General features: G+C 37.8%; 18 protein-coding genes. 1 reads left to right on the top strand and 17 read right to left on the bottom strand.

Features of this window, described 5'->3' with window-relative positions:
• Positions 1-471 precede the first annotated feature (471 nt).
• From HMPREF2628_RS09235 to HMPREF2628_RS09210, 6 genes are all read right to left on the bottom strand, one after another.
• Positions 472-1,755, bottom strand: coding sequence for a chloride channel protein (locus HMPREF2628_RS09235; RefSeq protein WP_070842982.1), 1,284 nt, complete (start codon positions 1,753-1,755; stop codon positions 472-474).
• A gap of 2 nt (positions 1,756-1,757) precedes the next feature.
• Positions 1,758-2,567: a purine-nucleoside phosphorylase gene (locus HMPREF2628_RS09230; protein WP_070842981.1), complete on the bottom strand. Its 810-nt coding sequence runs from the start codon at positions 2,565-2,567 to the stop codon at positions 1,758-1,760.
• A complete protein-coding gene (locus HMPREF2628_RS09225) occupies positions 2,564-3,124 on the bottom strand; it encodes a DUF1697 domain-containing protein (RefSeq protein ID WP_070842980.1) in 561 nt (186 codons plus the stop codon). The genes HMPREF2628_RS09230 and HMPREF2628_RS09225 overlap by 4 nt, the downstream gene beginning before the upstream one ends.
• 1 nt (position 3,125) lies before the next feature.
• On the bottom strand, positions 3,126-4,337 hold the full coding sequence (locus HMPREF2628_RS09220) for a phosphopentomutase (protein ID WP_070842979.1): 1,212 nt from the start codon (positions 4,335-4,337) through the stop codon (positions 3,126-3,128).
• A 14-nt stretch (positions 4,338-4,351) separates the two neighbouring features.
• Positions 4,352-5,035 (bottom strand): ribose-5-phosphate isomerase RpiA, encoded by a 684-nt coding sequence (rpiA, locus tag HMPREF2628_RS09215; protein WP_070842978.1) that lies wholly within the window; start codon positions 5,033-5,035, stop codon positions 4,352-4,354.
• A gap of 105 nt (positions 5,036-5,140) precedes the next feature.
• Positions 5,141-6,070 (bottom strand): peptidase U32 family protein, encoded by a 930-nt coding sequence (locus tag HMPREF2628_RS09210; RefSeq protein ID WP_000411189.1) that lies wholly within the window; start codon positions 6,068-6,070, stop codon positions 5,141-5,143.
• A gap of 139 nt (positions 6,071-6,209) precedes the next feature.
• Between HMPREF2628_RS09210 and HMPREF2628_RS09205 the strand changes: the two genes are divergently transcribed.
• Positions 6,210-6,497, top strand: coding sequence for a DUF3270 domain-containing protein (locus HMPREF2628_RS09205; RefSeq protein ID WP_070842977.1), 288 nt, complete (start codon positions 6,210-6,212; stop codon positions 6,495-6,497).
• A 33-nt stretch (positions 6,498-6,530) separates the two neighbouring features.
• Here HMPREF2628_RS09205 and ciaH read toward each other — a convergent pair whose 3' ends face one another.
• The 11 genes from ciaH to HMPREF2628_RS09150 form a co-directional block, all read right to left on the bottom strand.
• Positions 6,531-7,865 carry a two-component system sensor histidine kinase CiaH gene (gene ciaH, locus HMPREF2628_RS09200; protein WP_070842976.1) on the bottom strand — a complete coding sequence of 445 codons (1,335 nt, stop codon included), beginning with the start codon at positions 7,863-7,865 and terminating at the stop codon, positions 6,531-6,533.
• Entirely contained in the window at positions 7,855-8,529 is a 675-nt protein-coding gene (gene ciaR, locus HMPREF2628_RS09195) for a two-component system response regulator CiaR (RefSeq protein ID WP_000590639.1), read from the bottom strand. The genes ciaH and ciaR overlap by 11 nt, the downstream gene beginning before the upstream one ends.
• Before the next feature lie 108 nt (positions 8,530-8,637).
• Positions 8,638-11,184, bottom strand: coding sequence for a M1 family metallopeptidase (locus HMPREF2628_RS09190; protein WP_070842975.1), 2,547 nt, complete (start codon positions 11,182-11,184; stop codon positions 8,638-8,640).
• A 121-nt stretch (positions 11,185-11,305) separates the two neighbouring features.
• A complete protein-coding gene (locus HMPREF2628_RS09185) occupies positions 11,306-11,746 on the bottom strand; it encodes an ASCH domain-containing protein (RefSeq protein WP_070842974.1) in 441 nt (146 codons plus the stop codon).
• Complete coding sequence (locus HMPREF2628_RS09180) at positions 11,688-12,590, bottom strand: putative PEP-binding protein (protein ID WP_070842973.1); 903 nt, start codon at positions 12,588-12,590, stop codon at positions 11,688-11,690. Before HMPREF2628_RS09180 ends, HMPREF2628_RS09185 begins: the two co-directional genes overlap by 59 nt.
• On the bottom strand, positions 12,568-13,068 hold the full coding sequence (locus HMPREF2628_RS09175; protein ID WP_070842972.1) for an NUDIX hydrolase: 501 nt from the start codon (positions 13,066-13,068) through the stop codon (positions 12,568-12,570). The genes HMPREF2628_RS09180 and HMPREF2628_RS09175 overlap by 23 nt, the downstream gene beginning before the upstream one ends.
• A gap of 43 nt (positions 13,069-13,111) precedes the next feature.
• Complete coding sequence (locus HMPREF2628_RS09170) at positions 13,112-15,142, bottom strand: hypothetical protein (protein ID WP_070842971.1); 2,031 nt, start codon at positions 15,140-15,142, stop codon at positions 13,112-13,114.
• An 11-nt stretch (positions 15,143-15,153) separates the two neighbouring features.
• Positions 15,154-15,852 (bottom strand): 3-oxoacyl-ACP reductase, encoded by a 699-nt coding sequence (locus tag HMPREF2628_RS09165; protein ID WP_070842970.1) that lies wholly within the window; start codon positions 15,850-15,852, stop codon positions 15,154-15,156.
• Entirely contained in the window at positions 15,845-16,081 is a 237-nt protein-coding gene (locus tag HMPREF2628_RS09160) for a DUF2829 domain-containing protein (protein WP_033629908.1), read from the bottom strand. The genes HMPREF2628_RS09165 and HMPREF2628_RS09160 overlap by 8 nt, the downstream gene beginning before the upstream one ends.
• A gap of 99 nt (positions 16,082-16,180) precedes the next feature.
• Entirely contained in the window at positions 16,181-17,107 is a 927-nt protein-coding gene (locus tag HMPREF2628_RS09155; RefSeq protein ID WP_070842969.1) for an aldo/keto reductase, read from the bottom strand.
• A gap of 118 nt (positions 17,108-17,225) precedes the next feature.
• A complete protein-coding gene (locus HMPREF2628_RS09150) occupies positions 17,226-18,041 on the bottom strand; it encodes an EbhA (protein ID WP_070842968.1) in 816 nt (271 codons plus the stop codon).
• Positions 18,042-18,061: the final 20 nt, after the last annotated feature.

Here is an 18,061-nt window from a genome sequence, read left to right as displayed (position 1 = left end):
AGTTTTTAGAAAAGTTTTCCGCTCGTGTTCAAATTAGAACACCTCACTCTACCTTTCTTTTTTTAAATTCAGGATAGCGACAGAGAATAAAGTAAAAATAAGAAACTGATGACGCATCGCAGATGCTAAACAGTTTATCTTTTTTACACAGTTCTCCGCCCGTATTCAGTTCAGCAAATACGGTTTACCCATCCTTTCTTTCTTAATTTTGATGATATTGAGAAGCTTAGAGCGGCTTTTATTCAAATCCGAACTCCCTTCTCTTCTGAGTTTTTAGAAAAGTTTTCCGCTCGTGTTCAAATCAGAACATCTCGCTCTACCTTTCTTTTTTTATTTTTATAGCTAGGAAAAATCGGATTCAATCATGACTCCGATAAGCCTACTACATTTTTATTTAAAACAGTTATTGATAAACTGACAATAGTTTTTAATCTTTTAAGATAAATCCTTGATTAGAAGAAACGGCATTTCCTACCTAATTACTTTATTCTTTGACTTCTGACACAGTATGCTAGCCCAAGGAAAGCGGTCTAACATTTTTGCAAATTCATAGGCTAAAACAGCTGTTACTAAGAGATACGGAAGAGAATCTGTACCTAGCCCAGTGAAACCTATAACTAATCCGGTTGCAGAAATGGGCGCCCTCAAGGTCACAGATAAAAAGCAAACAGAACCCAAAAGTAAAACGGTTGGCTGACTGTCCAAACCTAGAATCATGCCCAAGAGAGCAGCTCCAGCCATCCCCAAGGCAAAAGATGGCGTAAGGGTACCACCATAGGCCCCTGCCCACAGAGTAATAAGAACGACCAGTGCTTTTAGGATAAACAAGAGGAATACTGTTTTGCCATTGCTACCATTCAATACTTCCTGAGCCATCATGCGTCCATTTCCAAGTAGATGTGGAAAGGAAATTGCAAGACCAGCAAGAAAAAGAAAAGCTGTAGGCAATGTGAGAAGTACTCGTTTATCTTTTATCCTGTTTGAAGACACTTCTTTACTCAAGCGACCAAAAAGCCAAGCTAGTGGGGTTAAGAAAAGAAGTAATAAGGGAATAATCCACGTTTCCTTTAATGACCATGCAATGGCTGGAATCTGGTAGAGAGCCTGATCTGAAATAACCAATCCTGCTGTATAGGTTGAAACATAGGTAGTCAAACCGACTAAGACAAATCGTTTAATAGATAGAGCAATTCCTAGGGTTTCAAAAACAAAGAAGACACTTGTTAATGGAACCTGATAAACAGCCGCTAAACCAGCACCAGCACCACAAGCAAGTAGAAAGATACGATCCTTCATGGACAGTATACATATTTTTCCAATTGGCCCTGCAAATAGAGTTCCAATCTCTCGTGGTGCAGCTTCTTTGCCAATAGGGGCTCCCCCTCCAACTGCAATGATCTGCCAAATTGAATGAAATAGCTGTCTTAAAAAATGAAGCTTGTATTGTGAAGTCTCATCCTTCATCTGAGCTTTGATGGAATAAATTTTCGACCCTTTTTGCAAGAAATACCAGACCAAGGATGAGCCAAGACCCACGATTATTAAACTTAGTCCTATCCGTGAGGAGGAAACTCCATCTGTCAAAAATCCACTATGATGCTCTGACTGACCAAAAGCTAGACTCTCAACTATCTCTAAAAGATAATGGAGAAATATACCAGATAAACCCGAAACTATTCCTTGTAGAATTACTGCTAGGAATAATCTAAAATTATAAGGGATTTTTCGAAAAATACTCCACAATTCTATTAACATGATTACAATTCTGCAAGAATCGCTTTAAGCAAGCCCTTGAAGTCACCTTTAACACGTTCAGTCACTTCCACAACTTCTTCGTGGTTGAGTTCTTCTTGGAAGCCTGCAGCATGGTTAGTAATACATGAAATTCCTAGAACTTTCAAGCCTGAGTGAGCTGCCACAATAACTTCAGGAACAGTGGACATACCGACTGCATCTGCTCCAAGTGTCTTATAAGCACGGATTTCTGCTGGAGTTTCATAAGTCGGACCAGTAACACCGATATAAACACCTTCGTCAAGCTTAATACCAAGTTTTTTAGCCACTTCATGGGCAGTAGCACGGTATTCTGGTGTGTAGGCCTTAGACATATCTGGGAAACGAGGACCAAAATCATCCAAGTTTTCACCCATCAATGGGTTTTGCCCCGTCATATTGATATGGTCTGAGATAGCCATCAAGGTACCAGGACCAAATCCAATACCTCCAGCTGCATTGGTTACAATGACACCTTCACATCCCAGAACTTTCATGACACGAACTGGGAAAGTCACAACTTCAAGAGGATTTCCTTCGTAGAAATGGAAACGACCTTGAAGAGCCAAGACCTTGCGACCTGCAAGTTCTCCATATACCAATTTACCAGCGTGTCCGACTACTGTCGAACGACCCCAGTTTGGAATCTCAGCATAGTCTACTACAACAGGATTTTCGATTTCCTCTGCCAATTCTCCAAGTCCTGATCCAAGGATTAAACCGAATTCAGGCGCTAGGATACCCTTTTCTTTCAGGAAAGCAGCTGTTTCCTTGATCTTATCTAAAAATGTCATTGTGTGTCTCCTTTATTATTTTTTAGCATTTGACCGATTTTGTCAAAAGTTTTAGCATTGCGAATGGTGATTTGGCGGTAGAAAGGCATCTTGAGCAAGTACTTATGATAGGCAGTTGCATAGTAGGATTCCTCAGAGAATTTCTCCCAGAAAATCCCAAGTCTTCCAAAATGAACCACTTCATCTTCCAGTTCCAAACCGTTCACTTTCTCGATCACTTGAGCCACATCCAAGCCCTCCGTGTAGAAGAGCACATCTTTTCGAGCTAGGTCTTTAGTCCACCAATCTGGCAGATTTTCCAGCTCTGCTTCATAGTCTTTCTGACTCAGCAAGGAAAAGTTCTGAATAAATGGATAATGAACTTCAAAGAAAGCCTCTAACTTTTCAACCAATCGGGCTTTGGGGTCTGTCGAAGTAAAGAAAATATTGCCACTGTTGATGTAGGTCTCAACCTTTTCCAGTCCCAACTCTGTCAGTTCTTGACGAAGTTGCGCCATGACAACTTTATTTTTCCCACCGACATTAATGCCCCTTACCAGTAAAGCATAGCGTTTCATCTTATACCAATTTATCTAAGAAACTTTCCCCAATCATGGCAGTTTCCACACCAAAGTTATCTGCAACTGTCGCTGAGATATCTGCAAAATGTCCAACTGGAATCAAACCGTTTCCTTTAAAGGCAGGACTGTAAGCCAAAAGTGGGATATATTCACGAGTGTGGTCTGTTCCTGCGTAAGTTGGGTCATTTCCATGGTCCGCAGTAATCAAAAGAAGGTCGTTCTCTCTCATGGCTGCTATAATTTCAGGCAAGCGTTCATCAAACTCATGCAAACAATCACGGTAACCATGAGCATTGCGACGGTGACCGTAAAGGGCATCAAAGTCCACTAAGTTTGTGAAGGAGAATCCTTTTTCAAACTCAGCAAGTCCCATAGTATTCAAGAGTGTATCAATTCCGTGGCTGTTTGACTTGTTGTGGCCCATGTCATGGTTGATACCAGCACCGTTAAAGATATCATTGATTTTACCAACAGCGTAAGTATCGATACCAGCTTCATTCAATTTATCCAAAACAGTCGGTGCAAATGGAGATACAGCCAAGTCACGACGGTTTGCTGTACGAGTGAAGTTACCTGGTTCACCTACATAAGGACGGGCAATGATACGACCTAGAAGGGCAGGACGCTCAAGTGTAATTGAACGAGCGTATTCACAAATACGGTACAATTCATCCAAAGGAATAATATCTTCGTGGGCAGCAATTTGCAAGACTGGGTCAGCTGAAGTATAGATAATCAACTCCCCAGTTTCCATCTGACGTGGTCCAAAATCATCGATAACAGCCGTTCCTGAGTAAGGTTTGTTAGCTTCACGAATGACCTTACGTCCTGAAAATTCTTCGATTTTTGTCAGGATTTCTTCTGGGAATCCGTTCCAGAAAGTATCGAAGGGCTCAGTAATATTGAGTCCCATGATTTCCCAGTGTCCAGTCATAGTATCCTTACCAAGAGATACTTCTTCCAATTTTGTTGCATATCCTGTTGGATTGCTTTCAGCTGGAACAGTCTTGAGAGGAGTTTCTCGAGGAATATTTCCAAGACCAATTTTAGCCATGTTTGGGACATTCAAACCAACTGCTTTTGAAATGTGTCCCAGTGTGTCAGAAGCTCCATCTGGAACCCCTGCATTGACAAAGTTATTAGCATCTGGTGCAGCACCGATTCCTACAGAATCCAGTACCACCAAGTGAATACGATTAAATTTTGACATAGTGTATCTCCTTATTATTTTGCTTTGCTTGAAGTTAAAATCTGAACCCCGTCTCGTCCAGCAACGATGACCTTATCCACCATTTGGTTGAATAATCCGTGTTCTACAACACCAACTACATGGTCCAATTCTTGTCCAAAAGCAATTGGATCTTCAATGACATCCAAGGCAAGGTCAATGATAAAGTTCTGCATATCCGTCACAAAACGTTGGCCATCTTTTTCACGGAAGCTTGGTTTGTAGCCAGCTTGCTCAAAACGACGAAAGACCTGTTCTGCACCATACTGAACCACTTCTACTGGCAATTTAAAAGCACCTAGTTTCTCAACCAGCTTGCTTTCATCCACCACCCAAATATATTCTTTTGAAGGCGTTGCGACAACCTTCTCCATCAGAAGGGCACCACCACCACCTTTGATTCCATTAAACTGACTATCCACTTCATCCGCCCCGTCGACTGTCACATCGACGAAGTCTACTTGGTCAATAGACTTGAGTGGGATATTAAGCCCTTCAGCCTGTTTACTAGTCACACTAGAAGTCGTTACAGCTGTAATCTTCAAGCCTTCTTCCTTAATACGACGACCGATTTCTTCTACAAAATAATAGGCAGTAGAACCCGTTCCCAGTCCGACAACCATGCCATCCTTGACAAACTCAGCAGCCTTGATACCTGCCATTTTCTTCAGATTTTCCACTCAAACACCTCCATAAAAGAGCTATTTCTATTATAACATGTATCCGTTTTTATTTCATGGATACACTAGAAAAACCCGAACATTTTTATTTCGGGTTTTGATGTCCTATTTAACCATATCAGGATCGTAGTCATAAAATCCTGTATCAAGGAAGCGATTTTTAGGGTGAAGTTTACGCACTTCTTCATCCAGCAAGAAGGCTTGGTCATGGCTAAAGTTACCCTCTTGAATCAAGCTACGCGCTTGGATAAAGAGTTTCGCAATCTCAACAAAGTTCTGACCTGGAGTATAGAGACCTTCTAATTTCCAGTGAGTAAAACCATGCTCCACTAATTCTGTCAATTTAGTCATCAAATCAAGGTCATTGTTGGCAAAGATGTGGGTCCCATGATTGTCTTCAAAGATGGAGTAGTGGCTCTCTGGGTCACTTGGCTCTGCCAAGAAAAGGTCACGCTTGCGAGTCTTTTCATCATCGATATGCGTAAAGTTATAGTAGTTTTGCAAGAGCGGACGCTTAGAATGGTGAATAACACTAGCTCCGTAAACCAAAACTTCAGCAGGAATTTCCAAAATCTCTGGCATTTTGAAGAGTTCAGCCGATGGAATTTCACGCGCCAAAACCGCCTCAGATGCGCCAGCTTTTTGTCCCCAGAAGTTTATCTGACGACTGCTAGTTACCATGGTTGAAGCATCGTAGATGGTCTTAAATGAATAACCATCGCGGTTGACTACGTAAAAGACACCTGCATCCCCAATCGTAATGTAGTCTGTCTTGATTTCTTCCAAAAAGTCTAAGAAAGGCTTGATACGATCCATCATATCTTGGTGCATGAGGGCATTGACTGCAACGATTAATTCCTTACCAGCATCATGAACCAGCTTAGCGATTTCACGCAATTGGTCATGACTAAAGGTCGTTGGCAGACGAAGACCAAAATCTTTCTCACCGACATAGATACGGTCTACGCCAGCTTCGAGCAGTTGTTTAACTTGTTCAATACTTTCAGCAGTTGCTGTAATGATAATCTTTTCCATAAGAAAAATTATACCACATTTCTGGAAAATCAGCCATTCTTTAAAAATGAAAAGGGACTTTATTCTTATTGTAACCTTTCTGTAATAATTCTCTGCTGAAAAAATGATAAAATAGGTATGTACTGTTAAGGAGAGAATAATGCCCGTAAGAAAATTACAATCCTATGAGGTGGACAATCAAGAAGAATTAAGCCAGCAGGTTCCTCGCTATCAAGATTATACACCTGAAGCGCAATCTGATACCAATCTCAAGGAAATCCTATTTTTTGTTAATATCGCTGTTTTTTGTATCTGTATTGCTATTTTTAGTTTTATCTTTTTAGCATTAAAATTATCACCTGCTCTTGCCTTTGTCGCAGCAATCGGATCCAGCTTACTTGTCTTAAAAGTTCAACGATCTATTATCAAGCAAAAACGTAGAAGATAAATCCAAAATATCGCCCCAGCTGGAGCGATATTTTTATTTTTTCTTTTTAGATGGTGTGTGGATGGCAATCTTCACTTCAAAGACTGTTCCTTTCGGTTTATTATCTTTAACAGTAATGGTTCCTTTTAGGGCATCTACAATTTGCTTGGCTAGGGATAAACCTAAACCAAAACCACCTTTTTGGCGGGTTCTAGCCTTATCAACTCGATAAAATCTATCAAAAATTTTCTTCTTATCTTCTGCTGAAATACCGACTCCATTGTCAGAAACTAACAAATAAAGATTACGATCAGTCGCTGAAATCATAAAATCAATTTCACCATCCTCCTCAGTATATTTGATAGCATTATCAAATAGGATGGTCATCAGTTGTTTCAAAAGAAGTTGATCTGTGACAATTGTTCGATGGATACGATTTTCAAAACGGAAGACACGGTCATTTTCCGAAGCAATCATCTCATAGTTTGTGAAAGTCGTATTGAAAAAGCTAGTTGGAACTTCTGCAAGTTCCGGCTTAATCCCATCATCTCTACGAGCTAAATTCAACAAGTTCGTCGTCAAAAAACGCATATTTCGAACTTCTTCCAAACTAGACGCAATGCTTTCACTCACATCCATAATGGTAGCTTCTGGCTTACGGAAAAGGGTCTCTAAGCGGTTTTGCAAAACTGCAAGTGGAGTTCGTAACTCATGACTGGCATTTTCCACAAAGGACTGTTGCTTCTGCATGCTCTCAAGCAGGGGCCTAACACTGACCCTAGCTAGATAGAGACTGGCAAGTAAAGACAAAATCCAGAAACTAGCCATCACAATTACAATCAATTGCTCATGCTTTTGACTGGCCTGCTCCAACTGACTGGTATTAATCAAGACAGCCGCATACTTGATATTGGTTGAAACCGAACTAATATTCGTTTCCATCAAAATCATGCGATAAATTTCTTCTTGTCCATAGCTATTAAAAACCTGAATCTGATAGATATGGCCTAGTTCTTTCTTCTCTAACTTAATCTTATCCAATCCCAAAAATCGATTTCCAGAAAGAAGCTGGGTGAAATTCTTATCAAAAAGAATGACTTCTGTGTTAGAACTAACATTTGGTTTTATCTCAGTCTTGCTAGTATCTGTAGCGGCATTCTCTAAATCTTTGATCTCTTCTGTTGCCCTATTTACAGCAAGCTGAATAACTGCCTGAGGATTTTCACTCAGTCCGTGGAGCTTATCATCCACCGAAGTATAGAGACTCGAATGCATGACCTGCAAAATAATCAAGGTCATGGTGGAGAAAATCAGAGTGAAGACACCAAAGTTGCGGATAAAATAACTAAAGTCATCCGCATACCATGTTTTTTTTAGTTTACTGAACATCTTTTAAAATATACCCAACACTACGCAAGGTTTGCAAATTCTCTGCAAAAGTGGTTCCTTTTAATTTCTTACGGACTTTTGAAACATAGACTTCGACAACCGAAATCGTTGTATCACTATCAAATCCCCATAGACGATCAAAAATCTGAGTCTTAGGCAAAATAACATTTTGATTTTGAAGGAAATAAACTAATAAATCAAACTCTTTTCCCAGTAATTCGACAGGAGTATCTTCAACCTTAACGGTATTGGTTGACAAATTAACTACAATATTTCCATAAGTCAAGGTGTTTTCATTAAATTTACCTGAACGTTTGAGAAGGGCTTGAATTCGCATTTTGAGTTCTTCTAGGTAGAAAGGTTTGGTCAGATAATCATCTGCTCCCAGTTCAAATCCATGTCCCTTGTCATCCAAACTTTCCTTGGCAGTCATGATCAGAACTGGAGTCGTAATCCCCTTTTCACGCAATTCTTTCAAGACTTGGAAGCCATTTTTTTCAGGCAACATCAAATCGAGCAAAATCAAATCATAGACGCCACTTTCAGCTTCGTAGAGACCTTCTTCCCCATCAAATACCTGCATGACATCTGCAAAATCGTCTAAAAAGTCAAATACTGAATTTGACAGGCCTAGGTCATCCTCAACCAATAAGATTTTTATCATGAGAAACTCCTCCTTATTAAAACCATTATACCAAATTTGCCTTAAAAAAAACTCAACTCTCTACATTTTACATGAGATAGTTGAGTTTTCTTTTTATTTTAGGCTTATTTATGCATTTCCGTATTGAAGAACGACTACTTCCACTGCAGCTTTTTCACGGTTAATCAAGTCAACACGCGCTGCAATTTCCTTGATTCCCATACCGATGTTACGGCTAAGAGCAAGGTCAGAAAGTTGCGGTTCAAAGAATTCCTTGTACTCTGCCAAACGTTGCTGAGTCTTAAATACGTGTGCAGGAAGGATAACAAAGCTATCAAAGCTCATATCTCCTCCAAGGGCTGCCTTAATCCAAGCCCAGTTTTCACGCGCCCAAGACCATGCTGTTTCCTGAGTTGCTTGATGGCTTAAGAACTGGAAGTACCAAGCAGACAAGTCTTGTGGTTTGACCACAAATTTGTCCTTCCAAGAAGCAATCAAGTTTTGGATATTATCCGCATCTGTACTGTATGCAAGAGCAGCTGCCAACTGGCGTTTAAAGACAGCATCTGTTGCGTGAGTGTAAGTATCAAGATAAAGTGCTAACAAGTCTTTAGTCTCATGATGTTTCATCTCATTGATCAGAACTTGTGAGCGAATAGCTGCTGGAAGTCCTGCAAGATTCTCCTTGTGAGCCGCGAAGATTTGGCTAGCGACTTGACTAGCTTCTGCATCATTTGAGCGAATCATCATAGAAACAGCCAACTGACGAACCAACTCATCCTCATCTGATTCGCCATCTTTAGCTTCAAAACCAAGACGGTCATAGTTGTGACGAGCCAATTTAGCAACCAAGGCTTTGAAGGCTCTTTCAGCTTCTGTTCCTTCATCTATAAAGCGCTCAAGAGCAGATATTACTTGAGAAACAGCTGAAACGACAAGGTAAGATTCTTCTTTAGCAAGTTTATCAAGGACTGGAAGCAAGTCTGCATAAGAAATGTGCCCTGCTTCAGCAAGCAAGCGACGTTCTTGGACGATTTGCAGTTTACTTGTGTTATCAAGCTCAACTAGGTCAGTAAGAACAGCATCTAACAAGTCTCCTTGATAGTCTGTAATGTAGTGGGCTGTATTTTCTGTGTTGAGACGAAGTGCTGTTTTGTTTTCTGCAAGAAGAGCTGCGTAGCCAGGGATTTCGATGCTTTCAGTTTCGAGTGTATCAGGCAAGCCTTTCCAGTTGCTGTTTAGTGGCACAACCCAGAGACGGTTCTTATCTTCGTGCTCACCAATAAAGAATTGTTTTTGTGAAATCTTCAAGACATCATTTTCAACTTTGACAGTGAGAACTGGATAACCAGGTTGTTCCAACCAAGAATCCATGAAGGCTGCGACATCACGTCCTGATGCTTGACCAAGAGCATCCCAAAGGTCACGACCAATTGTATTGCTGTATTGATGTTTTTCAAAGTAGGCATGTAAACCTTTGGCAAAATCGGCATCACCTAGCCAACGGCGAAGCATATGCATGAGACGGCTTCCTTTAGCATAGACGATAGCTCCGTCAAAGAGCGTATTGATTTCATCTGGATGTTTAACTTCGACGTGAACAGACTGAACACCATCAGTAGCATCACGTTTCAAGGCAGACGGAACACCACCTGTTTGGAAATCTTCAAAGATATTCCAGCTTGGTTCAATAGCATCCACACAGACGTACTCCATCATGTTAGCAAAGCTTTCATTGAGCCAAAGGTCATCCCACCATTTCATAGTAACGAGGTTCCCAAACCATTGGTGAGCCAATTCATGGGCCACAACTAGGGCAACTTGTTGACGGCTAGCAAATGTTGAGTTTTCATCCACAACCAAGTAAACTTCACGGTAGGTCACAAGCCCCCAGTTTTCCATAGCACCAGCTGAGAAGTCAGGAAGGGCGATGTGGAGAGATTGAGGGATTGGGTATTTAACTCCATAGTAATCTTCGTAAAACTCGATAGAGCGAACAGCGATATCCAGTGAGAAATCAAGATTTGATAGTGGGTGAGCTTTGGTTGAATAAACACCTACGAGGGTACCGTTTTTAGTTTTAGCCGTCACACCTTGCAAATCACCAGCAACAAAGGCCAACAAGTAAGAAGACATGCGAGGTGTTGTCTCAAACTTCCAGATACCTGTTTCCTTACGGTTTTCAACATCAATCTCAGGCATGTTTGACAAGGCCAATTCACCTTCTGCTTGGTCAAAACGTAGAGAGAGGTCAAAAGTTGCTTTGGCTTCTGGCTCATCCACACATGGGAAGGCTTCGCGCGCAAAATGGCTCTCGAATTGAGTTGACAAGACCTCCTTCTTAACTCCATCAACTGTGTAATAAGAAGGGTAAATCCCTGTCATGTTGTCTGTAATTTTTCCTGAGAAAGCGATAACCACTTCAACTTGACCAGCCTCAGCTAATTCAATATGAAGAGCTTCGTTGTCATGATCAACTGTGAATGGGCGAGCTTCCCCTGAAACTTCTACAGAAGCGATTTCCAAGTCTTTTTGGTGAAGGGAAATACGGTCACTCTGTGCTTGACCAGTAATGGTCACTTTCCCTGAAAAAGTCTTGGTCGCACGACTCAAGTCTAAAAATAAATCATAATGTTCAGGAACAAATTGCTTAATAAAATGTTCAACTGCTTGCATAGTTTTCTCCTATCTAAGTTTAAGAGCTAGAGCTCTTCTTCAAACAAACTTATTATATCATGTTTTGCTTAAGAAAAAAGGATTGGACGGTGATTTCCAAAACTTTCTTCCGTCAAACAGTCTACAGTGGGTAGACCTTACGAAATTCTTCTAAAACAACCTTGCTTTCAGGTGTAAAAGTCAGTCCTGCTTCTTTCAGCCACTCAGCGAAACAATCCTCATGAACCTGACGCCAATAGGTAAGTGATTTGTCTCCCTCACCTTCCTTATAGGCATGTTGAGCAGAAACTTGATTGAAGGGCTGGACAGAAACCTTTGTAATTTCAACAATACAGACAGCCTGATTTTCACTGTCTAAAATAACATCAAATGTCCCTTCTTGCGGAAGAGATTCGCTTTCTAGTGCGTAAAGATCGTAGGCTGATGCTGTTGCAGTCTTTTCGCCTTTAAACACCAAATCCGCTAAAAGATCTGGTTCCACTCCAAAAGCCCAGGCATCGATTTCATCTCCGATCGAAGGATTGATTTTCTTGTATGCATTCCACATTTCTTGCGGTGTCATGGGTGCTCCTTTGTAATTTTTTACTTTCTTCTTTTATGTGTTTAAGATGGTCTGGATGGTCAATTTCTAAATCAAAAATCTCCGGAATAGAGCTGTAATGGAGAATGCGTTCGATACCCATCTGATTCATTTTTTGTATGAAAGAAGCATTCAGATAGCCTGCTACAGCAAAATCAATCTTTTTTATCCTTACTTTATCCTGCATATCTCTTAGCATATCTAGCATAATGGGATTTTCCATATCATGCCATTGACTGTTTCTCACAGTGGCAAAAATAAAAGAAGTCAAATCATTCATTCCAACTACAATCTTTGAAATGCCCGTTTCCAGTATCCTGTCTAAATCAAAATAAGCTGACGGTAATTCAACCATTGTGCCGATTTTCCCAGTAAAACCATGCTCACGCAATACTCTAATAGCTTGGTTTAATTGGTCAGCATCATTGACAAAAGGAAAAATAAGAGACAGATTGGGATTGGTTTGATAAACTTCTGTAACGACATTTGCCTCAGCCTGAAATTCATCCAAATACGCCAGTAAACGCCTGGTTCCTCTATAGCCAAACAAGGGATGATTTTCGTAAAAATACTCTTTAGTCCCCTCTAAACAATTGGCTTCTGTATTCGTTAATTCAGAAAAACGGTACCATACCTCTTCATCTGAGTACAAGGAGCAAATAGTATCTAGATAATCTTTTACAAATTGCTGACAACTTGGTAACAGGATGTTTTGGTTAAGCTCCCTCAATAAGTATTCCCCACGAATCATGCCAATGTGGTGAAATAGCTGAGGATAAACTTTTTCAATAATTTTTTCACCACTAAGAGCTAGTTGGTTTCTCATCATTCACCTTCCAATTCATGTAAGAGGTTTTGTCCAGTTCTGGAAATCCTAATAATTCTGCTTTGACTTTCAAGACTTCTTGCGATGCATTTTCTTCTGTGATTTTTTGAATATCCATCCAAACATATCCCAGTGAATCATTAACACCATCAGAGATAGTTTCAGAAATATTCACTTGAGATGCCTTCTCGTTTATCTCAATATCATACAATGCCATGATATGGTGAAGCATAAAATTTATTAACTCTTCCCTGACAAAAACATCGTAGATTCGAGGATTGGAGTAGCTTCTAACGGTAAATCCCGTCTCTTCCATAACTTCTCTAATCAGCGTTTCCGTCAGTCCTTCACCAAGTTGCTGACTGCCACCAGGTAAATCATACCGATATTGATAAGGTCCTGTCGTTTTTTCAATGCAGAGTAACTTCCCATTTTCAAAGCAAACAGCGTAGACTCCAAAGTGTTTTTTGATTTCCATATCCTAATCCCATTTAATTCGTGATGAAACAATAATAATTGTTCTACTTAGAAATATCTACATTTAACTGCAATAAAATCTTTTCTAGATCATGATAATTGACGCTCTGTATAAAATTTATCGAAGCTATAAAATCATTTTCCACGATAATCAAATACTTTATTTTCTTCATACTAGAATCATTATAAATAGTAAATCTAGTTAAGCTCCCAAAAGTTTTTTTACTATAACATACTCCTTCATCTTCAAAATTCTTTATTATATCATCCATATTTGAAGTAATTTGAATATGGGTGTATATAAAACTATTATTAAAATCATTAAGTTTAAATTTAACAAAAAACACATCTTTTAAACTACCATAAAAAATTGGATCAATTAAATCTTGATTTATAAAAATTTTATCATTCGAAATTCCTGATACTTTTAAAGCCCCATATAAATTACTACAACGATCAACATATAAATAGGAGGTATCATTAAAATTTAATATTTTTTTATCACTGTAATAAGTTATTTTATCTTTGTACGAATCTTTATATATATTAAAATCATACGGTATACTATGCTCTTGATTAACATACAATCTATCATTTTTTATCATTATTTGATCATTTTCAAAAGAAAATGTAGATTCTTTAATCTTATAATAGTATCCTTCAACATATGACTTTTCAACAATCGAATTAAGATGTAAGAAACCTGAAACTAAAACAACTATCAACATTAAATATATGAAAATACCCATCATCAAATCTTTTAAATTATTATTTTTCCCCTTTTTAACATCAAAATATTTTGACGAGTTATACTTTACTAAGCTTTTTAGATAGTTATTCAAAGAAATTTTATAACTATCCAATACATCTTGTTTAGAAAATAATTTAGCCTGCTTTCCTTTGACAAAGTAAATATTATTCCCTATAACTATAATAGTAGGATGACTGGCAATTTTTCCTTTACTAATTCCATAATAATAGCCGCTGCTCCTAATATATTTCAAACTTTTAAATTTTTTAGATAGGACGAAAGTAAGTAATTTCTGAGCTATATATTCTGCAAAAACAAATATAAGAATAAAAGACACAAACCTTAATATGAATTGAATTGAATATTGATTTCTTAATGGCGAAGCTGGTGAATTAAAAATTTTATGTTGTTCAACTTTTTCTATAAAAGACAAAAATATGTAAATCAATGGTAAAAACAATAAAAATATTGTATAGTTTTTTAATTTTTTGTATTCTTTCCAACTAAACTTATCATAGTTTAAAAATTCGGTAATAGTTTTGATTTCTCTCCTATCAAAAATAAAAAGTCCAAAACTTGAAAGTGTGGTAATAGCAACCCATGAAATCATTGAGTTTTGTGATATCCCAGTATTCGCTATAAGATAAATAATAGGGATTTCAGGAATTATTATAGTAAATATATTTGTTTCATCTCTTCTATCAAAATACCTATTTGCAGCTAACGATATTAGAGTTACTATATATAAAGAGAGTATCAGAATATAAATATTTTGAAAATCTGATCTGATATCCTCTGAATTTAGCATATAATCTCCCACTATTATGGCATAGAATATAAGACTTATAATATATATTACGACAAATAAATAATTTTTATTCTTTTTAGAATATTGGTTTTTTTTATAATCTATCCATGTCCTTCTGAATAATTCCAGAAATAATTGATTACTATTTAAAATTTCTTTTTTTCTACCAGCTAAAAAATATGACTGTAAAATCGTGTAAAATAATATCCCTGCTAAATATATAATGTTATAGCTACTCAAACAACTCTTTATTGGGAAAAAATTTATTATCAATAATAAAGAAAAATTAATCTCATATAATATTTCTATTATGGTAGCAGTCCAACTATAATATTTTTTACAAAGAAATATATTTATAATAAAAATCACAAGAAATAAAATGATTCCTATGGTAATATTAAAAAAAACACACATTCCACATATTGCAAATAATATTATAAATGAAAAATAAAACTTGTTTTTAGCTAGATAAGAGGTAAGGGACTTTAATCTAGTTATAAAATCTATCTTTTTCAATAAATCTCCTCCTACTTCAAAGACCAGCCGCCATCTATTGTCAGAATTTGACCCTGCATGGCAGATGCCTTTCCACTGGCCAAAAAGAGACTGACTTCTGCCACTTCTTCTGGTTCAATCCAGCGTTTGATTGGTGTTTCACTAGCAACCCAGTCAGCCAATCCACCTGGCTCAAAATCTGCAGCGGTCATAGCTGTCTTGACTGCTCCTGGAGCGATACCAAAGACCTGAATCCCAGCTTCAGCATAGTCTAGAGCCAACTGCTTAGTAAAGCCTGCCAAGGCGTGCTTCGAAGAAGTATAGGCATGTCCGCCGCCACCTGCTAGACTCGAAGCGATGGAGCACATATTGATAATGGTCCCTTTTTTATTCTCCAGCATTTGTGTCAAGTAATAGCGAGTCAACTCAACAGGAGTCATATAGTTAATTTCAAAAATCTCTTGAATTTCCTGCGCTGTCTGTTCCAAAAGTGGTTTATAATCATCCAAAACTCCAGCAGTATTGCACAAAACATCCACCTGAGGACACCAGTCAAAAATAGGCTCCAAGTCCAAGGTCAAATCTCTCTGTAAAAAGTGAAAATCACCCTCTAAGAGTGGATTTTCACCTTGGTCAACTCCATAAACTTGATAGTCATTCTCTAAAAAGAGTCGAGCCTGAGCCAGACCAATCCCTGAACTCACTCCTGTAATGAGTACACGTTTAGTCATTCACTTCTACCCAATCCGTCGCCAAAACATCACAAGGTGTCGGACTCCACATGGAAAAACCTTCCCCTTCTCCAGACACGTTGATTAGGAAATAAGGTGTCACTTCAAGTGCAACCCCGTTTTGTTCAATAGTATCAAAAAGTTGGACATAGTTTTCCGCACCTCCCCAACCAGTTCGTACATATTTTTTCTTAGCCTTTAAGCCAGGCAGCATTTCTTCAAATGTCATGTTATTCTCCTTTAATATCAATAATTCTTCCCTTCATTATAACAAAAAAACCGCTTTAAAACGGCTTTTTGACTGTGATTTATTTACATCTGCTTCTACTTACGGCAAATTATTCCCTGCTGCAAGATAAATTTCATACCATTCTTTTCTTGTTAAGCTAAAGTTTCCCGCTTGGCTAACTTCTCTCAAGTGCTTAGGATTTGTGGTACCTACAACTGCCTGCATTTTTGCTGGATAACGCAATATCCAAGAAACGGCAATAGTTGAAGTGGTTACTCCATATTTAATAGCTAAACGATCAAGTACTTGATTTAAAACTTGAAATTTCTCATTTCCAACAAAATTCCCTTTAAAATACCCGAATTGTAAGACAGACCATGCTTGAATGACCACATCGTGTAATTTGCAATATTCAAAAATACTGCCATCTCGCATAGCTGCTTGACTATCTTCCATATTAACATGAAAACCTGATTCGAATCCTGGAGTAAAAGCCGCACTCAATTGTAGCTGATTAACAGCTAACAGCTGCTTGACATCTTTTTTAAGCAACTCCATCATCATAGGATTTTGATTAGAAACTCCAAAATCTCGAACCTTACCTTGTTTATAAAGGAGATCAAAGGCTTCTGCTACTTGGTCAGATTCCATCAAAGCATCTGGTCGATGAAGAAGCAAACTATCTAGATGATCAACCTGCAGTCTTTCTAAAATCCCATCAACTGATTGTAATATATACTCTTTTGAAAAATCAAAATAGGTAAATTTTTCAATGCGAATGCCACATTTGGACTGTATCCACATCTTTTCTCTTAAATCTGGACGATTTTTTAGGACAAGACCTAACAGTTCTTCACAACGACCACGACCATATATATCAGCCAAGTCGAAAGCATTGATTCCAACAGAAAGTGCTGTTTCTACAAGCTCTTCAACTTCTTTTACAGACTTATCTTCTATTCTCATCATTCCGAGAACAATTTCTGATAATTCTTTGTCATCTTGACCAAGAGTTATGTATCTCATCAAATTTTTCTCCTTAAATTTCTAACATTCTTCCCTTCATTATAACAAAAAAACCGCTTTAAAACGGCTTTTTGACTGTATATTAGTTAAATAAACTAATAGCTATCCAATTTTTAAATTATTTAAGTTCAATCAGTTTATTATAAATTTTTTCAGTTAGCTCTTTCTGCTGTGTTCCTGTTAAATAGTGTGATGTACGAATTAAAACTGTTCCATAAACATAGTGTGAACCAGGATTTAAAGCAGTACCATCAAATGCGCTAATATATGTGTTGCGTTTCTCAGCTTCTTCTTTTGTCCTATACACCTCTACATTTCCACCAGCATCATTTCCTTTCTGAACAATATCAGATCCCTCTACTGAATGTGTAACTTGATTGTCAACAAAATATACAGACGCTGTGTACCCACCTTGTTTATTCAATTTATTATTTGGATCGTTATTTTCAGTAACAGACTGTACTCCTGTAATTGAAGAAATTTCTTTGAGTCTTTCTTCAACAAAAGTATTAGATGGATTTGTAATTTGTTTTAGATGAAGAATACTATTTTGATAAAGAGTCTGTTTGTCAGATAAATTCTTTATTGTCTCACTATAGTCCACTGGCTTGCTTAATTCTTCTATTTGCTCCTCAATCTTAGCAGTTGATTTCTCCATTTCTGGTACTTTACGAAGTAAATTCTGACTATCTTCAATCGCTTTTTTTAATTCTTCTAATTTTTTTGAATCTAATGGCTCTTCGCCACTATCAATTACCTTCTCAGCCTCAGCTATTTGGTTTTCAACCTCTTTATTTTTTTCTTGTAAATCTTTGACTATATCTTCAAACTTAGTTACAGCAGATCTGTAGGGGACATAAGATAAGAAATAGTATCCAAGACCAGAAATTCCTAATATCAGACACATTGACAATATAATTATTTTTTTCTTCATATTAATCTCCAAAAAATATT

Origin of the sequence: Streptococcus sp. HMSC063B03 (assembly GCF_001836965.1) — a bacterium.
In the GTDB taxonomy this organism is placed as follows: Bacteria; Bacillota; Bacilli; order Lactobacillales; family Streptococcaceae; genus Streptococcus; species Streptococcus pneumoniae_F.
The sequence above is the reverse complement of the archived record's forward strand: the minus strand, read 5'-3'. Positions and strand labels throughout refer to the sequence as shown.